The 6,653-nt window shown below is 33.2% G+C and carries 6 protein-coding genes; 5 read left to right on the top strand and 1 reads right to left on the bottom strand.

Annotated features, from left to right (window positions below; genetic code table 11):
- From ACJMLO_RS03580 to ACJMLO_RS03560, 5 genes are all read left to right on the top strand, one after another.
- The coding region (locus ACJMLO_RS03580) for a transglutaminase family protein (RefSeq protein WP_405293995.1) at positions 1-990 on the top strand (990 nt) is incomplete at its 5' end.
- Positions 991-1,074: 84 nt separating this feature from the next.
- The gene (locus ACJMLO_RS03575; RefSeq protein ID WP_405293993.1) at positions 1,075-1,341 is read left to right on the top strand and encodes a hypothetical protein; all 267 of its coding nucleotides are present in this window, start codon (positions 1,075-1,077) and stop codon (positions 1,339-1,341) included.
- A complete protein-coding gene (locus ACJMLO_RS03570) occupies positions 1,334-1,765 on the top strand; it encodes a hypothetical protein (RefSeq protein WP_405293991.1) in 432 nt (143 codons plus the stop codon). The genes ACJMLO_RS03575 and ACJMLO_RS03570 overlap by 8 nt, the downstream gene beginning before the upstream one ends.
- 580 nt (positions 1,766-2,345) lie before the next feature.
- Entirely contained in the window at positions 2,346-4,934 is a 2,589-nt protein-coding gene (locus ACJMLO_RS03565) for a transglutaminase domain-containing protein (protein WP_405293989.1), read from the top strand.
- Positions 4,935-4,964: 30 nt separating this feature from the next.
- Complete coding sequence (locus ACJMLO_RS03560) at positions 4,965-5,147, top strand: MarR family transcriptional regulator (protein WP_405293987.1); 183 nt, start codon at positions 4,965-4,967, stop codon at positions 5,145-5,147.
- 23 nt (positions 5,148-5,170) lie between these two features.
- On the opposite strand, the gene ACJMLO_RS03555 is transcribed toward ACJMLO_RS03560, so the two are convergent.
- Positions 5,171-6,454 carry a TIGR02710 family CRISPR-associated CARF protein gene (locus ACJMLO_RS03555; protein ID WP_405293985.1) on the bottom strand — a complete coding sequence of 428 codons (1,284 nt, stop codon included), beginning with the start codon at positions 6,452-6,454 and terminating at the stop codon, positions 5,171-5,173.
- Between the last annotated feature and the right edge of the window lie 199 nt (positions 6,455-6,653).

The following is a 6,653-nucleotide window of genomic DNA, read 5'->3' as shown; positions in this document are numbered from 1 at the left end:
AAAGTGGCTGTTACAGCCGGTGGTGTACCATTGGTTAAAAGAAGCGTGACATTTAAAATCAACGGTGACACATTTGTCAGAAGCACAGACAAAAATGGAATCGCATCATTGCCTATTAATTTGGAAATAGGCAATTACACTGTTGAATATTCAATTCAAAAGGAATCCAAAGTCGATGCCAAATCCTCATCCAGCAATATAATCGTTAAGAAGAGGGAGTTATCCACTCTCACATGGAAAAGCGGAACTTCATTTAAAGATTCTTCCCAATCTTTCAAGATATTGCTGAGCGATGCAAACGGCAAGGCAATTTCAGGCCAAACTGTCAAGTTGACCATAAACTCTAAAACATATACCGGAACTACCGCATCTAACGGTTATGCTACAATCAAGGCCAATGTAGGAATTGGAACCTATTCCGTTATCGTGAAATTTGACGGAAGCAACGATTATCTTTCAAATTCCACATCAAGCCAGATTACCGTAACTGCATCCAATTTGATTAAAGGTGTAAACGAGAAAAATACGATTTCAGATTTAAGTTCCTATCTTAAGTCATCAAGCAATTGTCAGGTGGGCAATTCCAAAATCAAATCCCTGGTTAACTCTTTAACAAGCAGTTTGACAAGCGATTTGGATAAGGCAACAGCCATATTTAACTATGTAAGAGATCATATCTCCTACAGTTTCTATTATGACACTAATTATGGTGCCGTTGGAACATACACTGCCAAAAAGGGAAATTGTGTTGACCATTCACACCTGCTGGTTGCAATGTTCAGGACTGCAGGTCTTCCTGCAAGATACGTTCATGGAAAATGTACCTTCTCAAGCGGAAGCACATACGGGCATGTTTGGGCACAGGTATTGATTGGCGATACATGGATTAGCGCAGATGCTACAAGTTCAAGAAACTCTTTAGGAAACATTGTTAATTGGAATACGAAGTCATTTACATTAAATGCAAGATATGTAAGTCTTCCATTCTAATTTTTATTTTCTTTTTTTTAATCTCGGTTTTTCTCTAAAATTTTAAATACTACCTATTATAAACTTATTTAACGGAGGATAAATATGACAGAGAAAAGTCCAGCAATTGCAATGATTTTATCTTTTCTGTTTACTGGAGTAGGTATAATCTATTTAGGAAACTCATCAAAAGGATTGGGACTGCTTGCAATTGGAATAATCTGTAACATTTTAGGAATGTTTGTACTAGGCTTTTTACATTATATTTCGATTATTACATGGTTTGTATCCTTATATTTAACATATAAGGAATCTCAAATTAAAAAACCCGAACCCCAGTATCCAAGGAGAGTGTTTAGGCGCTATGAATAAAAAAATATTGATTTTAGTATTGGCAACAGCAATGTTGATTGGAGCGGTATCAGCTGCAGACCAAAGCAGTTTTAAGGTTCCAACCGACTTTGAAGACCTCGGTGATGGAGTATATGTCCTATATGATTTCGCCAAGAATGCGGATGAAATTTTATCCGTCGTAAAGTATAATGAACATGACTGGAAGGATTACACAACCAACGATACAAAAAATAACTATGTTGTTGTAAAGGACGACAACAATACATATAATTATACTGACGGAAGTGTAAACGAGATAGGTTCCTTTGAACTTATCGAAGTTGACGGCAATAAATTCATCGTTGACTTTTCAAAAGTCGGTGCTGAAAACGATTTCAGCCAAACCTATAATAATTTGTTGGAATTTAATAAGTTAAACAATGTTACTGCAATTGAAGAATAGCTTTAGGCTGTCTTCTTATTTTTTTTCGTTTTGATGTAAAAACTTTTTTGCAAAAATGACAATTATTTTCTTTTTTGAAAATATGCCCCAAGTGTATAGTGCAAATTTCTGAATAGTATTTTTATATAATTTTTTAAGATTTTTAATTGGCATATTGAGATGATTTTAGAAAGTAATACTTTCTCAAGCATTTTTAAATTAAATCGATTGTTTTTAAAATTAAGATATCTAATTAATTATTTTTTCAATCTAACTAAGTGATAATACCTTAATTTTAATCTAATTTTATTAAAATTTATTAAAAATTGTAATACAGCATTTTAAATTAATGCTTTGATTTTTATATTCTTAATTTGCTTAATTAATAAAATCATATGCTTTAATCTTTTAATTATTAAATTTAAGTAATGATTACTTTAATGTATGATTTTAATGATATATTAACCTTATTTTTAAAAATTAAACTCATTTAATGGGATTTAGCTAATAAAAAGGTTTATATAAGATATTTATATATATTATTAAACAAGCGAGAATTTTCTCGTAGGAAATAATAATTTTGTTATGGAGGTAAATTATTTTGAACAAAAAAATATTACTCACTTTCATATTTGTTCTTATTGTTGCATTATCAGTAGGTACAATAAATGCAAGTGACGTAAATGATACGGATTCACATGCTATAGGCTTGGAAGATGAAGCCGTTCTTGCAGTAAGTGAATCTGGTGTTGATAATGATCCCTCAAATGATATATTAAAATCTCAAGATTCAAGTACTTTATCAACTAACGCTGAAGACAGTAATGTTTTGAAAAGTGATGATAATGCAAAGTCTATCGATGTATCAAAGACTATCACTGCAAAAGACATTACTAAATATTATATGGGAAGCACCAAATATACAGCAACCTTTTTAAATACCAGCGGTGCTGTATTGGCTAATACTAATGTTAAAATTGTTGTTGATGAACATAGTTATACCAAAACAACCAATAGTAATGGTGTGGCTTCCTTAGATATCAATCTTGAGCCTGGAACTTACAAAGTTGTTGCAACCAATCCGGTTACCGGTTTTTCATTAACCACCAATTTTGTAATATTGTCCACAATTTCAGCAAATGACTTGACAAAAGTCGTTACTGACGGTAAGGAATTTACAGCAACATTCTACAAAAGCAATGGTAAATTTTTAGCTAACAAAAATGTCAGGTTTAAGATTAATGGTAAAACTTACAAAGCAAAGACAAACAGCAAAGGAGTCGCAAGTTTATCTCTTACTTTCCTTGCAAAAGGCAAATATAAAATCATTTCATATAATTATAAGGACGGTATGAAAAAAACCAATAACATTAAGGTTGTAAAATCTGCGGCCACTACTTTAACCGCTTCAGATTATACATTCCTTAAAAGCGACAGCAAAAAAATAAAAGTAAAATTGCTTAACAAATATGGTTATGCTCCTGGAAAAGGTCAAACTGTTAAGTTTAAGATAAATGGCAAGTCATATACTGCTCAAACTAACAAAAATGGTAATGCTAAACTTAAATTGCCTTCCCTTGATGCAGGAGTATATACTGTTAAATACAGTTTTGATAAAACATCTTTTTACAAAGCATCTAAAACAACCAGTAAAGTAACCGTTATTCCAAGTAAAGATCCAACTTATACAGTTAAAAGCACAAAGACATTTGGTCACGGTGCAGGAACCCCATTCAAAGTGGCCTTAACATCAGGCAAGGTTCCCCTTGCAAATAAAAAAGTCACACTTAGTGTAAATGGTGTTTCATATGCCAAAACAACTGATTCAAAAGGAATTGTTTCACTTCCTATTAATTTGAACATTGGCAAATACACAGTTTCATATTCAAATAAGGCCGATTCAAAGATTAATGCAAAAAGTGGATCTTGTGAAATTGAGGTTATTCAAAGAGGAGCCTCTTCTATAACCTGGAAAACTGGAACAACATTTAATCAGGGCACACAATCATGTCAGATGTTAGTGCTAGACTCTAAAAATACTCCTATTTCCAATGGTAATGTAAAATTGACAGTAAATGATAAAACCTACACTGCTAAGACTGCCTCAAATGGTCTTGCAACAATCAGTGCAAGTTTCACACCTGGAACATATAAAGTTTCATATTCATTCGATGGAAACAATCTGAATGCACCAAGTTCCGGCAGTGCTAGTTTGAATGTATTAAAAGTCACTGCAATACCATTGAAAGATGTTATTACAGCATCAAATAATTTAAAGAACTACATTGCAAACAACAATCAAATACCTACTACAGTTACTGCAGGCGGAATTACATTTACAACACAGGAATTCCTGTATGTTATGGGTTCAGCTATCAGCCAATTGGGCAGTTCTAAAACTACTGATGTCCCATATTTGACTGGTATTAAAGCTGCTGAGTCACCTAGTGGAGATACAATTAATTCAAAAGAGTTGTATAAGGCTGATTATTTGACTGTTGCTAGAAACCTTGTTAATTTCATTAACACTAACAAAAAGGCACCTAATTACGGTTCATCTGCAGTTGGAAAAATTGCATATCCTGAATTGGTAGATGCCTTCTCAAGAATATTGGCATTTTATGGTAACAACAAGAATACCCTGCCAAACTACTGTGTAATCACTTACAATTCCGGAGGAGGTTCATCATCTTCCGAAACCGGTTCTGGTTTAAATGAGCCAAATACAGTATCTGATTTAAGTCAATACCTTAAAGCCACTACCAACTGTCAAGTTGGAAACGCACAAATTAAAAGTAAGGTTAATTCTATCATAAGTGGTTTAAGCAGTACTTCAGCAAAAGCCAAGGCAATATATAATTTTGTCAGAGACCAAATTTCCTATAGCTTCTATTACAACACTAATCATGGTGCTGTCGGAACATTAAATGCAGGATCAGGAAACTGTGTTGACCAGGCACATTTGCTTATTGCAATGTACAGGACTGCAGGCATACCTGCCAGATATGTTCATGGAGTATGTAAGTTCAGCAGCGGAAGTACCTACGGACATGTATGGGCTCAGGTATTGGTCGACGGCAAATGGGTAGTAGTTGATCCGACAAGTTCAAGAAATTCATTCGGAAATGTAGTTAATTGGAATACAAAATCTTTCACCCTTAACGGCATCTACTCAAAGATTTCATTCTAATTATCTTTCTTTTCTTTTTGAGGTGAAAATATGGATGATAGAGAAAAAGTAATTGAAGCGTTTAAAAGCTCCGAAGACCCTTTGAACGCTAAAAAGGTTAGTGAACTTTCAGGTGTTGAGAAAAAAGAAGTCGATAAAATCATGAAAGAATTAAAAAAAGATGAAACAATCGTTTCACCTAAAAGATGTTATTGGACCCTTGCGGAAAAATAATATCATTTTTTATTTTTTTAAGATTAATGCATAGCTATTTTTAAATCGAATTTTGCAAATCTTGTTTCTTTTAGGAATCTATTCATATCCTTGTCCAATTTATGTGCCAAATTTAATGTGAGCTCTAAAAAGTCATCAAAATCTTCTTTTGTTTGCGAATCAAGACCATGGGCTAAAATGGAATTATTCCTTTTTTGAGTTAAATCTTTGATTCTGTTCTGATTTTCCATATAATAAATTCCCAGATCATCATTCAATTCATTTAAAAGCAAGTAATCTCTGACAAGGCCTATGCGCACTTTGCCGTCTTCCTTAATGCTTTCCAGTTCATCGATGAATTTTTGTGACACTTTTTTTTGCTTAAGTATTGAAAGGTCAATATCGGAACTCTTGAGTCCATATTTGGTTAGCTTAATTTGTGCAATCAATTCAAAAGACCTGTATAATCTTGCAATCGCGTCATCATATCTGTATTCATCTGCTTTTCTTATGGAATTGTTAATCAGACTTGCAAGGATATAACAGTTTTTGAGATTTTCGGATTTGGAGTTTACAATAGTGCCAAGTGCCTTCAGATTAATTTTCAGATCCTTTTTAATGTCTTCAAATTCAATGGAATGGGTGTTGACTTCCTTCAGATGATTATAGGCATTTTCAAATTCCATGTTGTCCCAATAGTAGTATGCTTTGCAAAGCTTCAATAGAGAATCCTTGTGAATATTCAAATCGACGATATAATTTAAGATGTCAATGCATGGCATGAAACGGTTGGAATTGAAATTGTGTCTTGTACGCATTAGGGCAAATTTATCATATATCTTATATAGGTTCTGGTAGTTGATTATCTCAGTACCTCTTGAAACTTCCCCTTTTGTTCTGTCGCCTCCAACGGAAATCAGATTCTTTGAGTAAAACATTCCGCAGCAGGCCATTGAGGCAGACATTGTCTTGGTTCCGGAAGTATAGTCCATAATTATCTGGTAATCCTTATCGCAGTTAAATGAAAATTCCCATATTTTATATTCAAATGTCTCAAAACATGCGCTAAAATCATCAATGGCTTCCATTGGAACGATTTCATAATCCTTGCCTAGGATAAATTCGTCATCCTCCGATTCAAATATGTCTTCAATATATTTAATGGTCTCTTTGGATTTATCAGATGCAAAAAATACAACATAATTCGGATATATTTTAGTAATTGTCGAATATAACTTACGGGCAAGTGACTTAAAGCCCTCCTCTGGAGAATCTAAGTTAGTGCCGATTCCAACAGTCATGAATAGAATGATTTCCTTTCGTTTCATAATATCGCCTAATTTTTTTTACAATTAATTATTTATAATTTAATCATTATAATTATATTTGATAAAAATGCCAAATGTCAACAATCCAAATAGAAACTACGGTACATATAAAATCAAATCTTTTGAACTTGAATACGGCAAGGTCATTGAAGATGTTGATGTTGAATATGCCACATCAGGAACCCCGAAATATGACGAT

Origin of the sequence: Methanobrevibacter sp. (assembly GCF_045120835.1) — an archaeon.
GTDB lineage: Archaea > Methanobacteriota > Methanobacteria > Methanobacteriales > Methanobacteriaceae > Methanocatella.
This window is presented reverse-complemented; position numbering and strand designations above follow the sequence as displayed.